The organism is Pseudomonas fluorescens, assembly GCF_001307275.1.
Classification (GTDB): Bacteria; Pseudomonadota; Gammaproteobacteria; order Pseudomonadales; family Pseudomonadaceae; genus Aquipseudomonas; species Aquipseudomonas fluorescens_AA.
Map to the genome: position 1 here is coordinate 4,372,575 of NZ_CP012831.1, position 17,519 is coordinate 4,390,093.

General features: G+C 61.8%; 20 protein-coding genes. 9 read left to right on the top strand and 11 right to left on the bottom strand.

What is annotated here, in order from left to right:
- Positions 1 to 93: 93 nt before the first annotated feature.
- The 3 genes from AO356_RS19505 to AO356_RS19515 all read right to left on the bottom strand — a co-directional run bounded on the left by AO356_RS19505 (position 94) and on the right by AO356_RS19515 (position 2,907).
- Complete coding sequence (locus AO356_RS19505) at positions 94 to 723, bottom strand: LysE family translocator (RefSeq protein WP_060741126.1); 630 nt, start codon at positions 721 to 723, stop codon at positions 94 to 96.
- A 63-nt stretch (positions 724 to 786) separates the two neighbouring features.
- Positions 787 to 2,136, bottom strand: coding sequence for an NCS2 family permease (locus tag AO356_RS19510; protein ID WP_060741127.1), 1,350 nt, complete (start codon positions 2,134 to 2,136; stop codon positions 787 to 789).
- A 333-nt stretch (positions 2,137 to 2,469) separates the two neighbouring features.
- Positions 2,470 to 2,907: a MarR family winged helix-turn-helix transcriptional regulator gene (locus AO356_RS19515; protein WP_060741128.1), complete on the bottom strand. Its 438-nt coding sequence runs from the start codon at positions 2,905 to 2,907 to the stop codon at positions 2,470 to 2,472.
- 82 nt (positions 2,908 to 2,989) lie between these two features.
- On the opposite strand from AO356_RS19515, the gene AO356_RS19520 reads away from it, so the two are divergent.
- Complete coding sequence (locus AO356_RS19520) at positions 2,990 to 4,156, top strand: PLP-dependent aminotransferase family protein (RefSeq protein ID WP_060741129.1); 1,167 nt, start codon at positions 2,990 to 2,992, stop codon at positions 4,154 to 4,156.
- 156 nt (positions 4,157 to 4,312) lie between these two features.
- Here the strand turns inward: AO356_RS19520 and AO356_RS19525 are convergent, their stop codons facing one another.
- The 5 genes from AO356_RS19525 to AO356_RS19545 form a co-directional block, all read right to left on the bottom strand.
- Positions 4,313 to 4,684 carry a glutathione S-transferase N-terminal domain-containing protein gene (locus tag AO356_RS19525; protein ID WP_060743151.1) on the bottom strand — a complete coding sequence of 124 codons (372 nt, stop codon included), beginning with the start codon at positions 4,682 to 4,684 and terminating at the stop codon, positions 4,313 to 4,315.
- Positions 4,685 to 4,788: 104 nt separating this feature from the next.
- Complete coding sequence (gene folE / locus AO356_RS19530) at positions 4,789 to 5,334, bottom strand: GTP cyclohydrolase I FolE (RefSeq protein WP_003204506.1); 546 nt, start codon at positions 5,332 to 5,334, stop codon at positions 4,789 to 4,791.
- A 77-nt stretch (positions 5,335 to 5,411) separates the two neighbouring features.
- Entirely contained in the window at positions 5,412 to 5,969 is a 558-nt protein-coding gene (locus AO356_RS19535; RefSeq protein ID WP_003204497.1) for a Smr/MutS family protein, read from the bottom strand.
- A gap of 73 nt (positions 5,970 to 6,042) precedes the next feature.
- Positions 6,043 to 6,363, bottom strand: a complete 321-nt coding sequence (locus tag AO356_RS19540; protein WP_060741130.1) for a hypothetical protein — start codon at positions 6,361 to 6,363, stop codon at positions 6,043 to 6,045.
- 130 nt (positions 6,364 to 6,493) lie between these two features.
- The gene (locus AO356_RS19545) at positions 6,494 to 7,084 is read right to left on the bottom strand and encodes a cysteine hydrolase family protein (protein ID WP_060741131.1); all 591 of its coding nucleotides are present in this window, start codon (positions 7,082 to 7,084) and stop codon (positions 6,494 to 6,496) included.
- A 254-nt stretch (positions 7,085 to 7,338) separates the two neighbouring features.
- On the opposite strand from AO356_RS19545, the gene prmB reads away from it, so the two are divergent.
- Positions 7,339 to 8,247, top strand: coding sequence for a 50S ribosomal protein L3 N(5)-glutamine methyltransferase (gene prmB / locus AO356_RS19550; RefSeq protein WP_060741132.1), 909 nt, complete (start codon positions 7,339 to 7,341; stop codon positions 8,245 to 8,247).
- A gap of 139 nt (positions 8,248 to 8,386) precedes the next feature.
- Here the strand turns inward: prmB and AO356_RS19555 are convergent, their stop codons facing one another.
- Together AO356_RS19555 and AO356_RS19560 are read right to left on the bottom strand one after the other, a co-directional pair.
- Positions 8,387 to 9,175, bottom strand: a complete 789-nt coding sequence (locus tag AO356_RS19555; protein WP_060741133.1) for a hypothetical protein — start codon at positions 9,173 to 9,175, stop codon at positions 8,387 to 8,389.
- A gap of 106 nt (positions 9,176 to 9,281) precedes the next feature.
- The gene (locus AO356_RS19560) at positions 9,282 to 10,247 is read right to left on the bottom strand and encodes an alpha/beta hydrolase (RefSeq protein WP_060741134.1); all 966 of its coding nucleotides are present in this window, start codon (positions 10,245 to 10,247) and stop codon (positions 9,282 to 9,284) included.
- Between the two features lie 143 nt (positions 10,248 to 10,390).
- On the opposite strand from AO356_RS19560, the gene aroC reads away from it, so the two are divergent.
- The 3 genes from aroC to AO356_RS19575 are packed head-to-tail and all read left to right on the top strand — an operon-like array spanning position 10,391 to position 13,242.
- Positions 10,391 to 11,482, top strand: coding sequence for a chorismate synthase (gene aroC, locus AO356_RS19565; protein ID WP_060741135.1), 1,092 nt, complete (start codon positions 10,391 to 10,393; stop codon positions 11,480 to 11,482).
- A gap of 34 nt (positions 11,483 to 11,516) precedes the next feature.
- Entirely contained in the window at positions 11,517 to 12,662 is a 1,146-nt protein-coding gene (locus tag AO356_RS19570) for an MFS transporter (RefSeq protein WP_060741136.1), read from the top strand.
- A 34-nt stretch (positions 12,663 to 12,696) separates the two neighbouring features.
- A complete protein-coding gene (locus AO356_RS19575; protein WP_060741137.1) occupies positions 12,697 to 13,242 on the top strand; it encodes a 1,2-dihydroxy-3-keto-5-methylthiopentene dioxygenase in 546 nt (181 codons plus the stop codon).
- A 158-nt stretch (positions 13,243 to 13,400) separates the two neighbouring features.
- Here the strand turns inward: AO356_RS19575 and AO356_RS19580 are convergent, their stop codons facing one another.
- Positions 13,401 to 13,679, bottom strand: coding sequence for a DUF3509 domain-containing protein (locus tag AO356_RS19580; RefSeq protein WP_003204481.1), 279 nt, complete (start codon positions 13,677 to 13,679; stop codon positions 13,401 to 13,403).
- Between the two features lie 356 nt (positions 13,680 to 14,035).
- On the opposite strand from AO356_RS19580, the gene AO356_RS19585 reads away from it, so the two are divergent.
- From AO356_RS19585 to AO356_RS19600, 4 genes are all read left to right on the top strand, one after another.
- Entirely contained in the window at positions 14,036 to 15,862 is a 1,827-nt protein-coding gene (locus AO356_RS19585) for a long-chain-acyl-CoA synthetase (protein ID WP_060741138.1), read from the top strand.
- A 94-nt stretch (positions 15,863 to 15,956) separates the two neighbouring features.
- The gene (locus tag AO356_RS19590; protein WP_060741139.1) at positions 15,957 to 16,475 is read left to right on the top strand and encodes an ankyrin repeat domain-containing protein; all 519 of its coding nucleotides are present in this window, start codon (positions 15,957 to 15,959) and stop codon (positions 16,473 to 16,475) included.
- Between the two features lie 231 nt (positions 16,476 to 16,706).
- Positions 16,707 to 17,237, top strand: coding sequence for a hypothetical protein (locus AO356_RS19595; protein ID WP_060741140.1), 531 nt, complete (start codon positions 16,707 to 16,709; stop codon positions 17,235 to 17,237).
- Positions 17,238 to 17,308: 71 nt separating this feature from the next.
- Complete coding sequence (locus tag AO356_RS19600; RefSeq protein WP_003204476.1) at positions 17,309 to 17,500, top strand: PLDc N-terminal domain-containing protein; 192 nt, start codon at positions 17,309 to 17,311, stop codon at positions 17,498 to 17,500.
- The last annotated feature ends 19 nt before the right edge of the window (positions 17,501 to 17,519 follow it).

Here is a 17,519-nt window from a genome sequence, read left to right on the forward strand (position 1 = left end):
CTATGTAAGGTGTTTTCCCGAGTGCTGTATATCGATGGGTTGTTGCGATGTTTTGCGAATGCCGCACACAAAGGCATTCGCAATGCCGAGGGCTCAGTGGGTGGACATTAAGGAGGCTGCACCCGCGCCGCCAAACAGGCCCGCGCTGATCCGATTGAACCAGCTCTGGCCCTTGCCGGTACGCAGATAGCGCGCCGCGCCGTGGGCGCCGAGGCCGTAGGCCAGTTTGCAGAGCAGGTCGAGTACGGTCCAGGTGGCGATCATGATCAGCAGTTGCGGCAGGAAGGGTTGTTCGGCGCTCAGGAACTGCGGCAGGAAAGCGGCAAAGAACAGGATGTCTTTCGGATTGCTGGCACCCAGCACGAACGCCCGGCCGAACAACGCGCGGAAACGTGGCACCGCGGCGGCCTGGGGCACTTCGGCGCCTTGGGCAGGTTGCCGCGACTGCTGCCAGCTCTGCCAGGCCAGGTAGAACAGGTACAGGGCACCGACGATTTTCAGGGCGCTGAACAATTGTTCCGACGCCAGCAACAACGCACCGAGCCCCAACGCCGAGGCACTCAGCAGGCAGATCGACGCGATCACCCCACCGAGGAATGCCGGGTACGAGCGACGCAGGCCGTAGTTCAGGCTGTTGCCGATCATCAACAGCGACAGCGGGCCGGGGATAAGGATCACCACCAAGGCGGCGCCACTGAACAACAGCCAGGTTTCCAGATTCATTGCTTTGCTCCTGATGGACAAAAGCCTCACCCAAGGGGTGAGGCGGGGTGGATACGGTATCGCTTACAAGAAGATGAACTTGGCGATGAAGATCGCGCAGAGCACCCACAGGCTGACGGAAATTTCCTTGTGTTTACCGGTGCCGGCCTTGAGCACCACATAGGTGATGAACCCCAGGGCGATACCGTCGGCGACCGAGAACGTCAGGGGCATCATGATGGCCGTGACGATGGCCGGAATGCTGTCGGTCGGTTCGTCCCATTCGATATGGGCCATGCCGCCCATCATCAGCATGGCCACGTAGATCAACGCCCCGGCCGTGGCATAGGCCGGGATCATCCCGGCCAGCGGTGCGAAGAACATGGCGGCAATAAATAGCACACCGACGGTCACGGCGGTAAGCCCCGTGCGGCCACCAGCGGCCACACCGGCGGCACTTTCCACGTAGCTGGTCACCGGCGGCACACCGACCATGGCGCCGAATACGCTGGAGGCGCTGTCGGCTTTCAAGGCGCGGGACAGGTTCTCGATCTTGCCATCGGCTTTCACCAGCCCGGCGCGCTGGGCAACGCCCATCAAGGTGCCAGCGGTGTCGAACATGTGCACGAACAGGAAGGCCAGCACCACGCTGATCATGCTGACATTGAACACCCCGGCCACGTCCATCGCCATCCAGGTCGGGGCCAGGCTGGGTGGGGTCGACATGACGCCGTTGTACTGCACCAACCCCAGGCCCCAACCGGCCAGGGTCACGGCGATGATGCTGATCAGGATCGCCCCGAACACGCGGTGATAACTGAGCACGGCGATCATCAGGAAGCACACCGCAGCCAACAACGGACCGGGCTCACGCAACGAACCGAGCTTGATCAGGGTCGCGGGGCTGTCGACGATGATCCCGGCGGTTTTCAGGCCGATCAGCCCGAGGAACAACCCGACCCCCGCACCCATGGCGAACCGCAGACTCACTGGGATGCTGTTGAGCAGCCACTCGCGCACCCGTGACAGGGTCAGGATCATGAACAGCACACCGGAAATGAACACTGCGCCCAACGCGGTTTCCCAGTTGTAGCCCATGGTCCCGACCACGGTGTAGGTGAAGAAGGCGTTCAGGCCCATGCCCGGTGCCAGGCCCACTGGCCAGTTGGCGTACAGGCCCATCAACAGGCAGCCCAGGGCGGCGGCGATGCAGGTGGCGACGAACGCGGCACCGTGATCGATGCCGGCGTCGGCCATGATGTTGGGGTTGACGAAGATGATGTAGGCCATGGTGATGAAGGTCGTCAGGCCGGCAATCAGCTCGGTCTTCACCGTGGTGCCATGCAAGCTGAGTTTGAAGAGGCGTTCCAGCCAGCCACTGCGTAGTGGCGGCGAGAGGTCCAGCGTCCGGGCTTCGGGTTTGCGGCTTTCCACAGCGAGTACTCCTCAAGAGTCTTATTGTTATTTCCAGCACCGCAAACGCCCTGGGGTGGCTGCGATGCGCTGAGGCAGGTAAGGCTGGCGAAGTATGTTGACCTGTTGGTCAGGAACTCGCACGAAGCGAATTATGCTTTTGTATACAAATAATGCAAATAATGTTTTCTGTGTTGTCGACGAAATGTCTGGCGATAGGGATATATCGCCCTTGCGGGCGCTATCGCGAGCGAGCTCGCTCCCACAGGGTTCATGGGTGAAGCCAAGTCTTGTCTTCACCACCGTCCCACTGTGGGAGCGAGCTTGCTCGCGATAGCGTCGGGTCAGACGCCTTCAGTCGCCAGACTTGCCCAGGGCCAGGTTCACCGCCAGCCACCCATTCACCGCCGCCTCCCCAGCCTCGGCAAACACCCGCTCCAGCAATTTCACCTGCTCACGCCGCAACGCCTGTTCGAACCGCTCGCCCTCGGCCGTCAGTTCCAACAGCCGCTTGCGCTTGTCAGTCTCGGACGCGACGCTGTTCACCAGGTGCATTTCCATCAACTGCCGCAACGGCATGTTCAGCGCCTGCTTGCTCACCCCGAGCAGCGCCAGCAATTCCTTCACGCTCAAGGACGGGTAGCGGGCGATGAAAAAAACGATGCGCTGGTGGACCCGACTCAACCCACGACGTTCGAGCATTTCATCGGCCTTGGCGGTGAACGCCTGGTAACCGAAGAAAAACGCTTCCATGGCCATTTGTTGGGAAGTCGGGTTTTTAAGGTCAATCATATTGACGTATCCAGAGAGGTCGGAGTAATTTCAGTCAATCAGTTTGACTCATTTTTCCAGCGACCCGCTACAGGTGACCCCCATGGCTTTTTCCGAACGTGTCTCGCGCCTCAAAAGTTCTTTGATTCGAGAAATCCTCGCGGCGGCGCAGCGCCCTGAAGTGATGTCGTTCGCCGGCGGCCTGCCGGCCGAAGCCATGCTGCCGAAGGTGGAATGGGCGGCCATGCCGTTATCCATGGGCCAGTACGGCATGAGCGAAGGCGAACCGGCCCTGCGCGAAGCCCTGGCGGCCCAGGCGCGGGGGCTGGGTGTGGCCTGTGAGGCGAGTCAGGTGTTGGTGGTCAGCGGCTCCCAGCAAACCCTCGACCTGGCGGCCAAGCTGCACATCGACGTGGGCACTGAAGTGATGCTCGAAGCGCCGACCTACCTGGCGGCGTTGCAGATCTTCCAACTGTTCGGCGCCGACTGCATCACCGTGCCCCTGGAGGCCGACGGCCCCGACCTGCACCAGTTGCGGGCCCGCCTGGAGCAGCATCGGCCAGCGTTCATCTACCTGATTCCGACGTTCCAGAACCCCTCGGCGGTGCGCTACAGCGAAGCCAAGCGCGATGCCGTGGCGGCGCTGCTGGACGAGTTTGGCGTCACCCTGATCGAGGACGAACCCTACCGCGAGCTGACGTTCGATGGCGGCAGTGCCACGCCGATCGTCAGTCGCTTGAAGAAGGCCAGTTGGATCTATACCGGTACCGTGTCGAAAACCCTGTTGCCGGGGCTACGGGTGGGCTACCTGATCGCCAGTCCGGATTTGTTCCCGCACCTGCTGCGGCTCAAGCAGTCGGCGGACCTGCACACCAACCGCATCGGTCAGTGGCAGGCGCTGCAATGGATCGGTACCGAACAGTACCGCAGCCATTTGAGTGAATTGAGGGATTTCTACCGGGACCGTCGCGACCGGTTCCAGGCGGCGTTGCAAAAGCATTTCTCTGATATCGCGGACTGGAACGTGCCCCAGGGCGGGTTGTTTTTCTGGCTGACCCTCAGGCAACCGCTGGACACCCGCACCTTGCTCGCCGCCGCGCTGGCGGCCGACGTTGCGTTCATGCCGGGGGAGCCGTTCTTCCCGGAGCCGGACCAGCATCCGGGGCACTTGCGCTTGAACTTCAGCCACATCGACCCGGCGCGGCTGGATGAAGGGCTCAAGCGGTTGGCGGGGGTGGTGCGGGAGGCGTTGGCTGCAAAAGCGGCTTGATATCAGGGGGCTTTGTGGTGGCTGTCCGGGCCTCATCGCGAGCAAGCTCGGCTCCCACAGGGGGCCGGTGTTGATTGAAAATCTGCAATCATCCACAAATCCCCTGTGGGAGCCGAGCTTGCTCGCGATGAGGCCAGTAGCCACAGTAGAAAATGCTCAGGCTGCAGAGAACCGCTTATCCAGATACTCAATGATCACCTTGGAGTCATACATCCAGGTGCTCTCGCCATTTTCTTCAATACGCAGGCACGGCACTTTGATCTTGCCGCCTTGTTCCAGCAGCGCCTGGCGATCCTGCGCGTTGTTCTTCGCATCGCGCAGGGCCACCGGTACGTTGAGGCGGCGCAAGGTGCGGCGGGTCTTCACGCAGAACGGGCAGGCGTGGAATTGATACAGCGTCAGGCTGCGGGCGGCCTGGTCGACCTGCGCCTGGGCCTCGGCCGGGCGTTGTTTCTTGCCGGGGCGGGTGATGAAGTCGATGAGGATGATGAGCTGGCCCAAGCCAACTCGAAGCGCTTTGACGATCACGGTATTCAGCCTCGCGGCGGGGAAGAAGAGGGCGCGCAGCTTACCTGATTTTTCACCGGCGAAAAAAAACCGGCGATGCATGCCGGTTCTTTTCTTGGGATGGGTTACTTGATGAGGCTGAGGAATTCGCTGCGAGTGGCGGCGTTTTCCCGGAACTCGCCGAGCATCACCGAAGTGATCATCGAAGAATTCTGCTTTTCCACACCGCGCATCATCATGCACATGTGCTTGGCCTCGATCACCACCGCCACGCCCAGGGCGCCGGTCACTTGCTGGACCGCGTCGGCGATCTGGCGGCTGAGGTTTTCCTGGATCTGCAGGCGCCGCGCATACATGTCGACGATGCGCGCGACTTTCGACAACCCCAGCACCTTGCCGCTCGGGATGTAGGCCACGTGGGCCTTGCCGATGAAAGGCAGCAGGTGGTGTTCGCACAACGAGTACAACTCGATGTCCTTGACCAGCACCATCTCGCTGTTATCGGAGCTGAACAAGGCACCGTTGGTGACTTCTTCCAGCGTTTGTTCATAACCGCGGCAGAGGTACTGCATGGCCTTGGCAGCGCGCTTGGGCGTATCGAGCAGGCCCTCGCGGGAAACGTCCTCGCCCAGTTGGCCGAGAATCGCGGTGTAATTCTGTTCCAGAGACATGAAGCTACCTGTGGGATTTTTCGCAAAGGGCAAGGGTACGGTGGCGGACACGGCGCTGCAAGCTCGGCAAGCGAAGGCTATTCGTCGCGACCTTCCATCATGGTGCGCTTGAGCATCACGTAGACCGCCCCGGCGCCACCGTGTTTCGCCTGGCAGGAGGTGAAGCCCAGCACTTGCGGGTGCTGGCGCAACCAGGTGTTGACGTGGCTCTTGATCATCGGTCGCTTGCCATCCAGGCGTACGGCTTTGCCATGGGTGACGCGCACGCAGCGGATTTCGAATTTAGTGGCTTCGGCCAGGAACGCCCAAAGGGTTTCCCGGGCCTTTTCGACGCTCATGCCGTGCAGGTCGAGGCTGCCTTCGAAGGGGATCTGGCCGACCTTCAGCTTGCGCATCTGGCTTTCCTGGACACCGTCGCGCGCCCACATCAACTCGTCTTCCGGCCCGACGTCGATCACGAACTGATCGGACAGTCCGTCCACAGTCGTGGCGTCGGTGCGCACGGTGGCGGCCTGGCGCAGCTTGGCGATTTGCGCGCGATCGGCCTTGGGCTTGCCGGTCTCGGCACGGTCGTGCTTGATCGGTTTTACGCCCTGGATCGCACTTTTGAACAGGGAAAAGTCGTCGTCTTGCATGTCAGCCTCCGCGAAGCCGACCAGTTTACCCAACTCTGGCGGGATCAGGCGCGACAAAACGTCGGGTGGCGGATCAGTCGTGCTTTTTCATCAGGTGTGGAGCCATGGCCAGCTCCAGGGATTGGCGGGCGCGACGGCGGCAGCGGCGCCAGAGCCAGACGCCCAATAGCAGTACGACAAGACCGGCTGCCAGGATGATCGCCGAACCCAGCGGGGTGGCATTCAACTCGCCCAGTGCGGGTGGACGGCCCAGCAGGCTGGCCGCACCGGCCATGGCCAGCAGGACACCGAGTGTTGCCAGGAGCGCAGCGATCGCCGCGCCAAAACGAAAACGCCAGTTGCTCGGGCCCTTGGGCCGCAAGCGACGTGCGTCAAAACCATCGGATAACTTCATTCCGACCTTCCTCAATGGGTATCGGCCCTTCGACCGGAAGATATTCGGGTTGTTCCTGAAGGTAGGGCAATTGCGGCAAATGAGAGGCTTTTGCGGATGAGCGGCAGGACGGGCCGCTCATCGAGGCGCATCAGGTGAAGTCGCGGGTCAAGGCCAGGGTGGCGAAGTTGTCGGCCATGATCGCCATTTCGGTCTGCTGCACGTGTTCGGCGCTGAGGACGCCGCCCTTGTAAGGCAGGTCGCGGGTGGCGCAGGCGTCTTCCACCAGGGTGCAGCGAAAGCCCAGGTTCTTGGCAGCGCGCACGGTGGTGCTGACACTGGAGTGGCTCATGAACCCACACACGATCAGGTCCAGGGGGCCGAAATCTTCCAGGCGCTTTTTCAGTTCGGTGCCGTGGAAGGCGCTGGGTAGCAACTTTTCGACCACGGTTTCGTCGCCCTGGGGTTCGAGGCCGGAAATGAATTCCCCGCGTTCGCCTTGTGGATCGAACAGCCCGCCATGGGTGCCCAGGTGGCGCACATGCACGATCGGGCGACCGGCTGCACGGGCCGCGCCGAGCAGTTGCTTGATGTTCGCGACGGCTGCATCCATGCCGCTCAGGGCCAGGGGCCCTGCGAGGTATTCCTTCTGGGCATCGATGATGATCAAGGTCGCTTGACTCAGATTGGCCGCTGCATAACCACGGCCGCTGAGTTGAAACATCGTTTTTGGAACGGACATTCTGGGGCTCCTTCGAGTGGGGCTTTTGCGACATTCTCCTCTGGCTGAGCGGTTCTGTGAATCGCTTCCATCGCAAGGGCCGCCGTTGCTGGCCTACAGCCTTGTCAAGATGCTCGTCCTGTTCAATAGATGGTGCAAAAAACGGATAAATCCTACGATTGGTCCGGCGCTTTTCGTTCGTCAACAAGGCGCGTTTGGGTGGGGCCGCGTTTGGCTGGTAGACTCGCCCGTCGATTTTTCTGGAGTTTGCCGCCGTGATCACTTCCCGTCTCCGTACCCTGCGCGACCATATCCGTTGGGCCGTCAGCCGTTTCCATGGGGAGGATCTGTTTTTCGGCCATGGCACCGACAATGCGTGGGACGAAGCCCGGCAACTGGTGTTGGGCGCGTTGCACCTGCCGTGGGAAATTGCCGATAGCTACCTGGACTGCCGTCTTGAAGACGAAGAGTTGGTCCATGTGCAACGTCTGCTGCGTCGGCGTATTGCCGAGCGCATCCCGGCGGCTTACCTGTTGGGTGAGGCCTGGTTCTGCGGAATGTCGTTCATCGTCGATGAACGTGTGCTCATTCCACGCTCGCCCATCGGTGAGCTGATCGAAAAGCGTTTTGAGCCTTGGCTGGGCCAGGCGCCGGCACGGATTCTCGACCTGTGCACCGGTTCCGGCTGTATCGGCATTGCCTGCGCCTATGAATTCCCGGAGGCCGAGGTGGTGCTGGCCGACCTGTCGTTCGAAGCACTGGAAGTGGCCAACCAGAACATCGAGCGCCATGGCGTCGATGAGCGCGTGTTCACCGTCCAGGGCGATGGTTTCGACGGTTTGCCGGGGCAGCGTTTCGACCTGATCGTGTCGAACCCGCCCTACGTCGATGCAGAAGACTTCGCTGACATGCCGCAGGAATACCAGCACGAACCAGAGCTGGGCCTGGCCTGTGGCGATGATGGCTTGAACCTGGTTCGCCGGATGCTGGCCGAGGCGGCCGATCATCTGACCGAGAAGGGATTGTTGATTGTCGAGGTCGGCAACAGCCAGGTGCACGTCGAGGCGCTGTACCCGGAAGTCGATTTCGCCTGGCTCGACTTCGAGCGCGGCGGCCATGGCGTGTTCATGCTCAGCGCCGAGCAGTGCCGCCAGCACCAGGGGTTGTTCGCTTCGCGGGTTTGATCCCTCTTATCCATCCGGATACACCCCTGTGGGAGCGAGCTTGCTCGCGATGGTGTCGGATCAGCCACATTGCAGTTGACTGATCCATCGCTATCGCGAGCGAGCTCGCTCCCACAGGGTTACTCATGCGCTATTGAGTTCAATGGCGCGTCGCAATCCAGATCAGCAACCCCGCCTGGAACATGGCAAAGGCCACCAGGCAGGTGATGGTGAAGCGCAGGCCGGCGTCTTCGCGCTTGAACTTGGTGACCTTTTCTTCCTGCTGCTTGAGTTTGACTTCCTGTTCCGCCAGGTTCTGCTCGGCTTGTTGCAGCATTTGCGCGGCTTCGAGGATGGTCACGAACTGCAGCTTCTCGGTGTTCCAGTCCCCGACCAAATCGCCAACCTGGGCCGGCTTGATGCTGCCCTTGAGGTGCTGGGCGTCGGCGTAGGCCACCTCGAAACCCTGGGCCTTGAGAAAGCGGTCGCGGCGCAGGCGAGTGTCTTCGTTCAGGGCGTCCTTGTTATCCAGGTCGGAGCCCTCGACCCGGTAGGCCGACCAGCGTTTCTTGGCCCAGGTAATCCCTTGGGCCGCGAGGAAACGGCCGATGCCACGATTCAACGGCTCGATCTGCAGGTTTTCCGGCGAAAAGAACAGGCGTTTTTCGACGTGGTCGGCCCAGACATCCAGGTGATTCTGTTCCTTGCGCACCCGCTGGTTCGGCAGCTGGATGCTCATGCGCAGCAGGCTGCGTTCCTTGCTGTGGCGCTCGACATAGCTGAACTCGACAAACCGCAGCGGCCGCACACCGGTGGCGCGGTCGGTCTTGAGCGGCGCCAGGCGGAGCATTTTGTGATGCTCGGTATGCACGTCGGCCCACGGCAGCTCCACCGCAGACGAGGCGGGGGCTTCGGCAGCGGTGTCGGGGGAAGCTTGAGTTTCAGTCATAACGGCAAAATCCTGTCCAGGCCGGCGGGTCGGTAGCCATTGCGCTATCCGACACCGGGTTATCGGCTGTTTTTGCCAGTACTGAAGCTAAATCGACTAAAACCGCCTAACGCGCGGCTAACGAGTCAATAAAACGCAAAATCCGCGTACCCAGTTCGGCCGCCAAGGGCAGGTTGGGGTCCTTGTAGGAGGCCAGTTGCCGTTTCACGTCGTTGGGCACGATGCGCATCACGTGGTTCATGCCCTCGATCAGCGCCAGTTCAGCGTCGGGCTTGGCGGCTTTCAACTGCCGGGCATCATCGGCACCGACCTGGATATCGTTGCTGCCCTGAATGATCAAGGCCGGCATCTGCAACGCGGCGAAGGCCCGGGCCGGGTCCTGGCGGAACAGCGAGATCAGGTAGGGTTGTACGCTGGGGCGGAAAATGACCTGCAGTTGCGCCGGCACGTTGCTGTCGAGCCGACCGGCCTTGAGGCTGTCGAGCAGCTCATTGCTGCGCAGCATCAACGGCGGCGGCAGGCGGTTGCTCAGTTGTTGGCGCAATACCTGGTCGATCGGCCGGGCACTGCCGGACAGCGAAATCACCGCTGCCGCGTTGGCCTGGGGCGCGGCGAGGCTGGCGATCAACGCGCCTTCACTGTGGCCCAGCAAAATCAACGGGCCCAGGCGTGGATCGGCGGCGAGCTTGTGGCTCCAGGCCACGGCATCGGCCACATAGGCCTCGACGCTCAGGTTGCGCTCGTCCGGTGTCGCCGCGAGGCTGGCGGCCACACCACGTTTGTCATAGCGCACGCTGGCAATGTTGTGCCTGGCCAGCACCCAGGCCAGGCGCTTGAGGCTGTCGTTGCGCCCGCCCTCGGGGTTGTTGCCGTCGCGATCCGTAGGACCGGACCCGGAAATGATCAGGACAACCGGCACCGGCGTGTCGGACTTGGGCAGCAGCAACGAGCCGAAAAGCTCACCGCTGCCGGTGTCGAGGCTGATGGGGCGTTGCAGCACCGTGGCCTGGGCCAGGCAGGAAAACAGGCCGGTAAACAAGGTAAGGCTTAGGGCAAGCAGCTTTAACATCATCACGCCATTAGTTGCGAAGGTGCCGGTTGGACTGGTGGCCGCCGATAAGGTTCGAGGATGAACTACGCGGGGAGCCTGCGTATACTGGCGCCCACTACGAATCCAAGGTTGAGTCTCTCAGCGTTTTTCACGGAGCACCCTGCATGTCCGGCAATACCTACGGCAAGCTGTTCACTGTCACCACCGCGGGCGAAAGCCATGGCCCGGCGTTGGTCGCCATTGTCGACGGCTGCCCGCCGGGGCTGGAGATTTCCCTAGACGACCTGCAGCGTGACCTGGACCGCCGCAAGCCCGGTACCAGCCGCCACACCACGCAGCGCCAGGAAGCCGATGAAGTCGAAATCCTGTCCGGGGTGTTCGAAGGGCGCACCACCGGCTGCGCCATTGGCTTGCTGATCCGCAACACCGACCAGAAGTCCAAGGACTACTCGGCCATCAAGGACCTGTTCCGCCCGGCCCACGCCGACTACACCTACCACCACAAATACGGCGAGCGCGACTACCGCGGCGGCGGCCGCAGCTCGGCCCGGGAAACCGCCATGCGCGTGGCGGCCGGTGCGATCGCCAAGAAATACCTGGCCAGCCAGGGCATCGTCATCCGTGGCTACATGAGCCAGTTGGGGCCCATCGAAATCCCGTTCAAGACCTGGGATTCGGTAGAGCAGAACGCTTTCTTCTGCCCCGACCCGGACAAGGTGCCGGAGCTCGAGGCCTACATGGACCAACTGCGCCGGGATCAGGATTCGGTCGGTGCGAAGATCACCGTGGTCGCCGAAGGGGTGATGCCGGGCCTGGGCGAGCCGATTTTCGACCGCCTCGACGCCGAGCTGGCCCACGCGCTGATGAGTATCAATGCGGTGAAAGGCGTGGAGATCGGCGCCGGTTTCGCCTGTGTCGCCCAGCGTGGCACCGAGCACCGTGACGAACTGACTCCGGACGGTTTCCTCAGCAACAATGCCGGCGGTATCCTCGGCGGCATTTCCTCGGGCCAGCCGATCGTGGCGCACCTGGCCTTGAAACCGACGTCCAGCATCACCACGCCGGGACGCTCCATCGACATCCATGGCAACCCTGTCGATGTGATCACCAAGGGCCGTCATGACCCGTGCGTCGGCATCCGGGCCACGCCCATCGCCGAGGCGATGATGGCCATCGTGCTGATGGATCACCTGCTGCGTCATCGCGGCCAGAACGCCGACGTCCGCGTCAGCACCCCGGTGCTGGGGCAACTTTGATGGCCGGCCTGCCAGCCGCCGTGGCCTGACGACCATGGCGGCACTGCCGTACTGGCGGCTCTCCAGCTTCTACCTGTTCTATTTCGCCCTGCTCGGTTCGACGGCGCCGTTCCTGGCGCTGTATTTCGATCACCTGGGCTTCAACGCGGCGCGCATCGGTGAGTTGGTGGCGATCCCGATGTTGATGCGCTGCGTGGCGCCGAACATCTGGGGCTGGCTGGGGGATTACACCGGCCGACGCCTGGCGATCGTGCGGTTCGGCGCGATCTGCACGCTGCTGACCTTCTCGCTGATCTTCATCGATAAAAGCTATGCCTGGCTGGCGATGGTCATGGCGCTGCATGCGTTCTTCTGGCACGCGGTGTTGCCGCAGTTCGAAGTCATCACCCTGGCCCATTTGAGCGGGCAGGCCTCGCGCTACAGCCAGGTCCGCCTGTGGGGCTCCATCGGTTTCATCATCACCGTGGTCGTGCTCGGTCGCTTGTTCGAATGGCTGAGCCTGGACATCTACCCGGTGGCGCTGGTGTTGATCATGGCCGGCATCGTCCTTGCCAGCTTCTGGGTGCCCAACGCCCAGCCATTGCAGGGGCCACGAGTCGCGGGGGAGGGCTTCCTGCGGCAACTGCGCAACCCTGGCGTGCTGGCGTTCTACACCTGCGTGGGCCTGATGCAGGTGAGCCACGGGCCGTATTACACCTTCCTGACGTTGCACCTCGAACGCCTGGGCTACAGTCGTGGCTTGATCGGGCTGCTCTGGGCGGTCGGTGTGGTGGCGGAAGTGTTGGTCTTCCTGCTGATGAGCCGGATCCTGGCGCGGTTTTCCGTGCGCCGGGTACTGCTGGCGAGTTTCCTGTTGGCGGCGTTGCGCTGGCTGTTGCTGGGCTCGCTGGCCGAGTTCCTCTGGGTGTTGTTGTTCGCCCAGGTGCTGCATGCGGCGACCTTCGGCAGCTTTCACGCCGCGGCCATCCATTTCGTGCAACGCAGCTTCGGTCCTCGCCAGCAAGGCCAGGGGCAGGCGCTGTATGCCGCGCTGGCCGGTACGGGCGGGGCTTTGGGCGCGTTGTACTCCGGCTACAGCTGGAACGCCCTGGGCGCCAGTTGGACGTTCAGCCTCGCCAGCCTCGCCGCCTTCGCGGCAGCCGTTATCATTGCGACACGCATGCAAGAGGACCGGCCATGAGCCTTCGAACCATTAATTTGCTGGAGCCATTGTCATGAGCAGCCTGTCCGTTTATCACGTCTCGAGCCCTGACATTCCGAACAAGGTGTTGACCCATTTCGAGGACATTGCCGCGACCCTGGCGGAACAAGGTGTTCGCTTCGATCGCTGGGAAGCGGCGGCGAACATTCAGCCGGGGGCCCGTGAGGAGGACATCATCGCGGCTTACCAGGCTCAGATCGATGCGTTGATGACTGAGCGCGGTTACGTTGCGGTCGATGTGGTCAGCGTGAGCAGCGATCACACCGAACAGGTCGAGCCGCAGGCCGAGTGGCTTGATGAATATCGCCATGGCCAGGACGAGGTACGATTTTTCGTCAGCGGTCGGGGGTTGTTTAACCTGCACCTTGGCGATTATGTCTATGCGGTGCTGTGTGAAAGGAACGATTTGATAACGGTGCCTGCCGGTACGCCGCATTGGTTTGACAAGGGGGAGCGGCCGCATTTTGTTTCGATCCGTTTGTCTGGTGATTCCCAGGGGGTGGCTGCTGAGTTCACCGGCGATGATATCGCTCGCCGGTTTCCTCGCCTGGAAGACTGACCTGCGTTCAAAAGTGAGCGGCCGGTACCGTCGAACGGAGATGCCCGCCCATCGCCCGGAACACGGCGGGCTTTTTCAAGACGCAAAAAAACGGCGCTTCCCATTTCTGAAAGAAGCGCCGTTTTCCCAGTCAACAGCGACGCGAGTTTCCGGCAGACTCAAGCGCTATGGTAAGTCGGCAGCGCAAACCGATGCTGACTCTGCAGCAGCGTGATCTGGGGCAACTCGCTGGCTTGTTCGGCCAAGTCGCGACGGATCGCGCTGATCGCCCAGGACAACTGATCCCCCGCGTGCAATTGAGCGTAGGAAATCGTGCGTTTGAACAGCTTGCCGTCGCTATTGCGCAAGGTCAGCAGAATGCCGCCATCCGGGCGGGGCTGGGTGGTCACTTCGTAGTTGGAAAACAGGGATGCAAACTTTTCTTGAATCATGTTCATAGTTGACTGCTCCATGGTGTGGCAAACCGTGGAGGGGTGGTTGCACTGTCTGTGCCAGCATTTAGCATTTAAAAAAGTACTTTAAAAACAACGTGTTATGTTTTTTCTCTATTTTCGCTTTCGTGCATCTTGCATGAACGGCCATCGTGCATCCTGCATTTTGCGTGGTCGGGCAACGATATTTGGAACCAAATCGTTTTCCGGCGCTCACGCTTCGCCTCCCTCGGGCAGCAGATACAAAACATTGCAAAAACCGCATGTACAGCGCTGCGACCGCCGGCGTACTTTCGAGCCAAAATCACCGCCAGCCCGATAACAAGAACCGAGACCCACGAGGTCGAACGGGGAAGATCACCATGAGTCGTACACCCAGCGACGCCATTACCTGGGGCATGATGCTGCGCAAGCTGCCAGCCATCGCCAGAGCCGTTCCCCGGATCGTCAAGGGCAGGAAGCTGGCCAATGTCCTGGACCCGACCCAACCTTGTGGCCTGGGCTGGTGTTTCGAACAGGCCACCCGACGCAATCCCCAGGGCCCGGCGCTGCTGTGTGGCGATACGGTGTTGAGTTATGCACAGGTCAACGGGCAGGCCAATCGCATCGCCCATTACCTGTTGGCCCAAGGCATCGGCAAGGGCGACTGTGTGGCGATATTCGTCGAGAACCGGCCGCAGTTGCTGATCAGCGTGCTGGCGATGGCCAAGGTCGGCGCGGTCAGTGCCATGCTCAACACCTCGCAAACCGGCGATGCGCTGGTGCACAGCCTGGCCCTGGTCAACCCGATCGCGGTGCTGGTCGGGGATGAGCGGGTCGCGGCGTTCAACGATGTGCGAGCGCGCACCGCACTGCCGAGCGACAGGACCTGGTGGCTGGCGGATCAGGATGGCGTCGATGTGCCGTCTGGTTTCGTCGACCTGATGGCCGGTTGCGAGGCTTACCCGGACGATAACCCGGCGTGCAGCCGGGAGGTTTTCTGCAACGATCCGTGTTTTTACCTCTACACCTCGGGCACCACCGGGCTGCCCAAGGCCGGGGTGTTTCGCCATGGTCGCTGGATGCGCACCTCCACCAGCTTCGGCCTGATCGCCCTGGACATGCAGCCCGACGATGTCGTCTATTGCACCTTGCCGCTGTACCACGCCACCGGCCTGTGCGTGTGTTGGGGGGCGGCGATTTGTGGCGCGTCAGGGTTTGCGATTCGACGCAAGTTCAGCGCCAGCCAGTTCTGGAGCGACGTACGCCGTTACCGGGCGACCACACTGGGGTATGTCGGTGAGTTGTGCCGCTACCTGGTCGACCAACCCGTCGTTGCCGATGACCGCCACCACGGTGCGAAGAAAATGATCGGCAACGGCCTGCGGCCCGGGGCCTGGTCGGCCTTCAAGACGCGTTTCGGCATCGATCACATCTGCGAGCTGTATGCGGCCAGCGACGGCAATATCGGTTTCACCAACATCCTGAATTTCGACAACACCGTCGGGTTCTCCCTGATGGGCTGGGAATTGGTGCAGTACGACCATGCCAGCGGCCTGCCGTTGCGCAACCTGCAAGGTCGCATGCAAAAAGTGCCCAAGGGCCAACCGGGCCTGCTGTTGGCGCGGATCGACGAGAAGGCGCCACTGGACGGCTACACCGAGCAAGCCTTGACCGAAAGAACCATCTGCCGGGATGTCTTCGTGCCCGGCGACCGTTATTTCAACACCGGAGACCTGCTGCGCAACATCGGCTTCGGGCATGGGCAGTTCGTCGATCGCCTCGGCGACACCTATCGCTGGAAAGGCGAAAACGTCTCCACCACGGAAGTCGAAAACGTCTTGCTGCAACACCCGCAGGTGGCTGAGGCGGTGGCTTATGGCGTGGAGATCAATGGCACCAATGGCCGTGCCGGCATGGCGGCGATCACCCCGGCCGAATCCCTGGCGACCCTGGACTTCAGCGAGCTGCTGCAATTCTTGCAATGCAAGTTGCCCGCCTATGCCGTGCCGCTGTTCCTGCGCATCAAGGTGAAGATGGACACCACCGGCACCTTCAAGTACCAGAAGACGCGCCTCAAGGCTGAAGGGTTCGACCCGTGCGTCGCTGGGGATGAGCCGGTCTATGCCTGGTTGCCGGGTACCGATACGTACGTGCGGGTGGACCGGCAACTCGCGGTGCGGATCCAGGGCGGACAATTGCGTTATTGATTCTGGCTATGGCGGGCACAGTGAAAAAAGGGATGACAGCGCCCGGGTCCCTCGGGAAACTAGCCGCTTTGCGAAGACCCGAGTGGAGTTTCCCATGTCCGATACAAGCCGCCAGATGACCCCGGAAGAGGCTGCCGAGTTTGCCGAGCAGGTGTTCAACGTCGCACGCCAGGGCGACGCGGCCATGATGGCCGCGCTCCTGAGCAAGGGCCTGCCGCCCAACCTGCGCAATCACAAGGGCGACACCCTGTTGATGCTGGCCGCTTACCACGGGCATGTGGAAACGGTGAAAGTGCTGCTGGAGCACAAGGCCGATCCGGAAATCCGCAACGACAACGGCCAGAGCCCGATTGCCGGCGCGGCGTTCAAGGGCGACCTGGCAGTGGTCTCGGCGTTGGTGGACGGCGGCGCGCAAGTGGAAGGCGCGTCCTTCGATGGCCGTACCGCCTTGATGATGGCGGCGATGTTCAACCGGGTGGAAATCGTCGACTACCTGATCGGCAAAGGCGCCGACCCGAAAGCCAAGGACGCCAACGGCGTCTCGGCCCTCGATGCCGCCAGGACCATGGGCGCGGTAGACACCACGGCGCAGTTGGAAAAGATGTTGGGCTGAAAGGTCCGAGCAGATCCCGACGGCTTTTGTGGCGAGGGAGCTTGCTCCCGCTGGGCTGCGCAGCAGCCCAAAATCCAGCCACCGCAACCTGTCAGGTTTACCGCTGTTTAGCGGGTTTACGACTGCTTCGCAGTCGAGCGGGAACAAGCTCCCTCGCCACGCCTGACTCGACCGATGTGATGCGCTATCCTGCCCGCCCTCAAGACACCCTTCGCCACAGGATTCACCCCCATGAAAGCCGCCCTCATCGAACTCATCGGTAAAATCAGCTCCGGCTGCCTCGGCGAGGCGGACATCGCGAAAATCGCTGACGAAGCGGCCCAGGCCTACGCCGATCCGACGGCTTTCCTGGCCGCCAACCCCGATATCAACTACGACGACACATTCCCGATCCCGTTGGGTGAGTGGGTGGTGGTGGGCAGCCTGCCGGACACCGTGCTGTTCCAGGCCGACACCTACGTGGATCTGTTCGAGCAGATCGTCGCTTCGTTCGGCCCTGGCGTAGCGTTCAATCTCAAGCCCAAGCAGCTGGCGAAAACCGAAGCCCTGACCGCGCTCAACCGCATCCAGATCCAGATGAGCAGCCTGAACAAGGAAAACGGCGGCTACGTGCTGATGAACTTCAGCCAGTTGCTCGACGATGAATTGCAAATGGTGCTGGTGTACGGCAACGACGTGCCGCGGGTGCTGGAACTGTGTACCGAAGTCGGCATCGCCGCCGCGCCGGCCTTGGAAGCTCTCAAGGTCGCGGTCCACGTCTGAAGCAATAAAACGGAACCCTTGCCAGGGGCCCGCTATCCTAAGGGTGCCTATCACCATTTGGGAGCGACACCATGGGTTCCACCTTCAACGGCCTGGTCGGCCTGATTATCCTGGCGCTCGATATCTGGGCGATCATCAATGTACTCAAGAGTGGCGCGGAAACCGGGATGAAAATTCTCTGGGTGCTGCTGATCCTGCTGCTGCCGGTCCTGGGCCTGATCATCTGGGCGATTGCCGGGCCGCGTGGCAACGTGCGGATTTGACCGCTCCATGAAAATGCCC

Coding starts and splice junctions, on each gene's coding strand:
- AO356_RS19575 (WP_060741137.1), top strand. CDS start 12,697: ATGAGCAGCCTGTCCGTTTATCACGTCTCGAGCCCTGACATTCCGAAC.
- AO356_RS19595 (WP_060741140.1), top strand. CDS start 16,707: ATGAAAGCCGCCCTCATCGAACTCATCGGTAAAATCAGCTCCGGCTGC.
- AO356_RS19570 (WP_060741136.1), top strand. CDS start 11,517: ATGGCGGCACTGCCGTACTGGCGGCTCTCCAGCTTCTACCTGTTCTAT.
- AO356_RS19580 (WP_003204481.1), bottom strand. CDS start 13,679: ATGAACATGATTCAAGAAAAGTTTGCATCCCTGTTTTCCAACTACGAA.
- AO356_RS19585 (WP_060741138.1), top strand. CDS start 14,036: ATGAGTCGTACACCCAGCGACGCCATTACCTGGGGCATGATGCTGCGC.
- AO356_RS19520 (WP_060741129.1), top strand. CDS start 2,990: ATGGCTTTTTCCGAACGTGTCTCGCGCCTCAAAAGTTCTTTGATTCGA.
- AO356_RS19560 (WP_060741134.1), bottom strand. CDS start 10,247: ATGATGTTAAAGCTGCTTGCCCTAAGCCTTACCTTGTTTACCGGCCTG.
- AO356_RS19515 (WP_060741128.1), bottom strand. CDS start 2,907: ATGATTGACCTTAAAAACCCGACTTCCCAACAAATGGCCATGGAAGCG.
- AO356_RS19555 (WP_060741133.1), bottom strand. CDS start 9,175: ATGACTGAAACTCAAGCTTCCCCCGACACCGCTGCCGAAGCCCCCGCC.
- AO356_RS19540 (WP_060741130.1), bottom strand. CDS start 6,363: ATGAAGTTATCCGATGGTTTTGACGCACGTCGCTTGCGGCCCAAGGGC.
- AO356_RS19505 (WP_060741126.1), bottom strand. CDS start 723: ATGAATCTGGAAACCTGGCTGTTGTTCAGTGGCGCCGCCTTGGTGGTG.
- AO356_RS19590 (WP_060741139.1), top strand. CDS start 15,957: ATGTCCGATACAAGCCGCCAGATGACCCCGGAAGAGGCTGCCGAGTTT.
- AO356_RS19535 (WP_003204497.1), bottom strand. CDS start 5,969: ATGCAAGACGACGACTTTTCCCTGTTCAAAAGTGCGATCCAGGGCGTA.
- AO356_RS19545 (WP_060741131.1), bottom strand. CDS start 7,084: ATGTCCGTTCCAAAAACGATGTTTCAACTCAGCGGCCGTGGTTATGCA.
- folE (WP_003204506.1), bottom strand. CDS start 5,334: ATGTCTCTGGAACAGAATTACACCGCGATTCTCGGCCAACTGGGCGAG.
- aroC (WP_060741135.1), top strand. CDS start 10,391: ATGTCCGGCAATACCTACGGCAAGCTGTTCACTGTCACCACCGCGGGC.
- AO356_RS19600 (WP_003204476.1), top strand. CDS start 17,309: ATGGGTTCCACCTTCAACGGCCTGGTCGGCCTGATTATCCTGGCGCTC.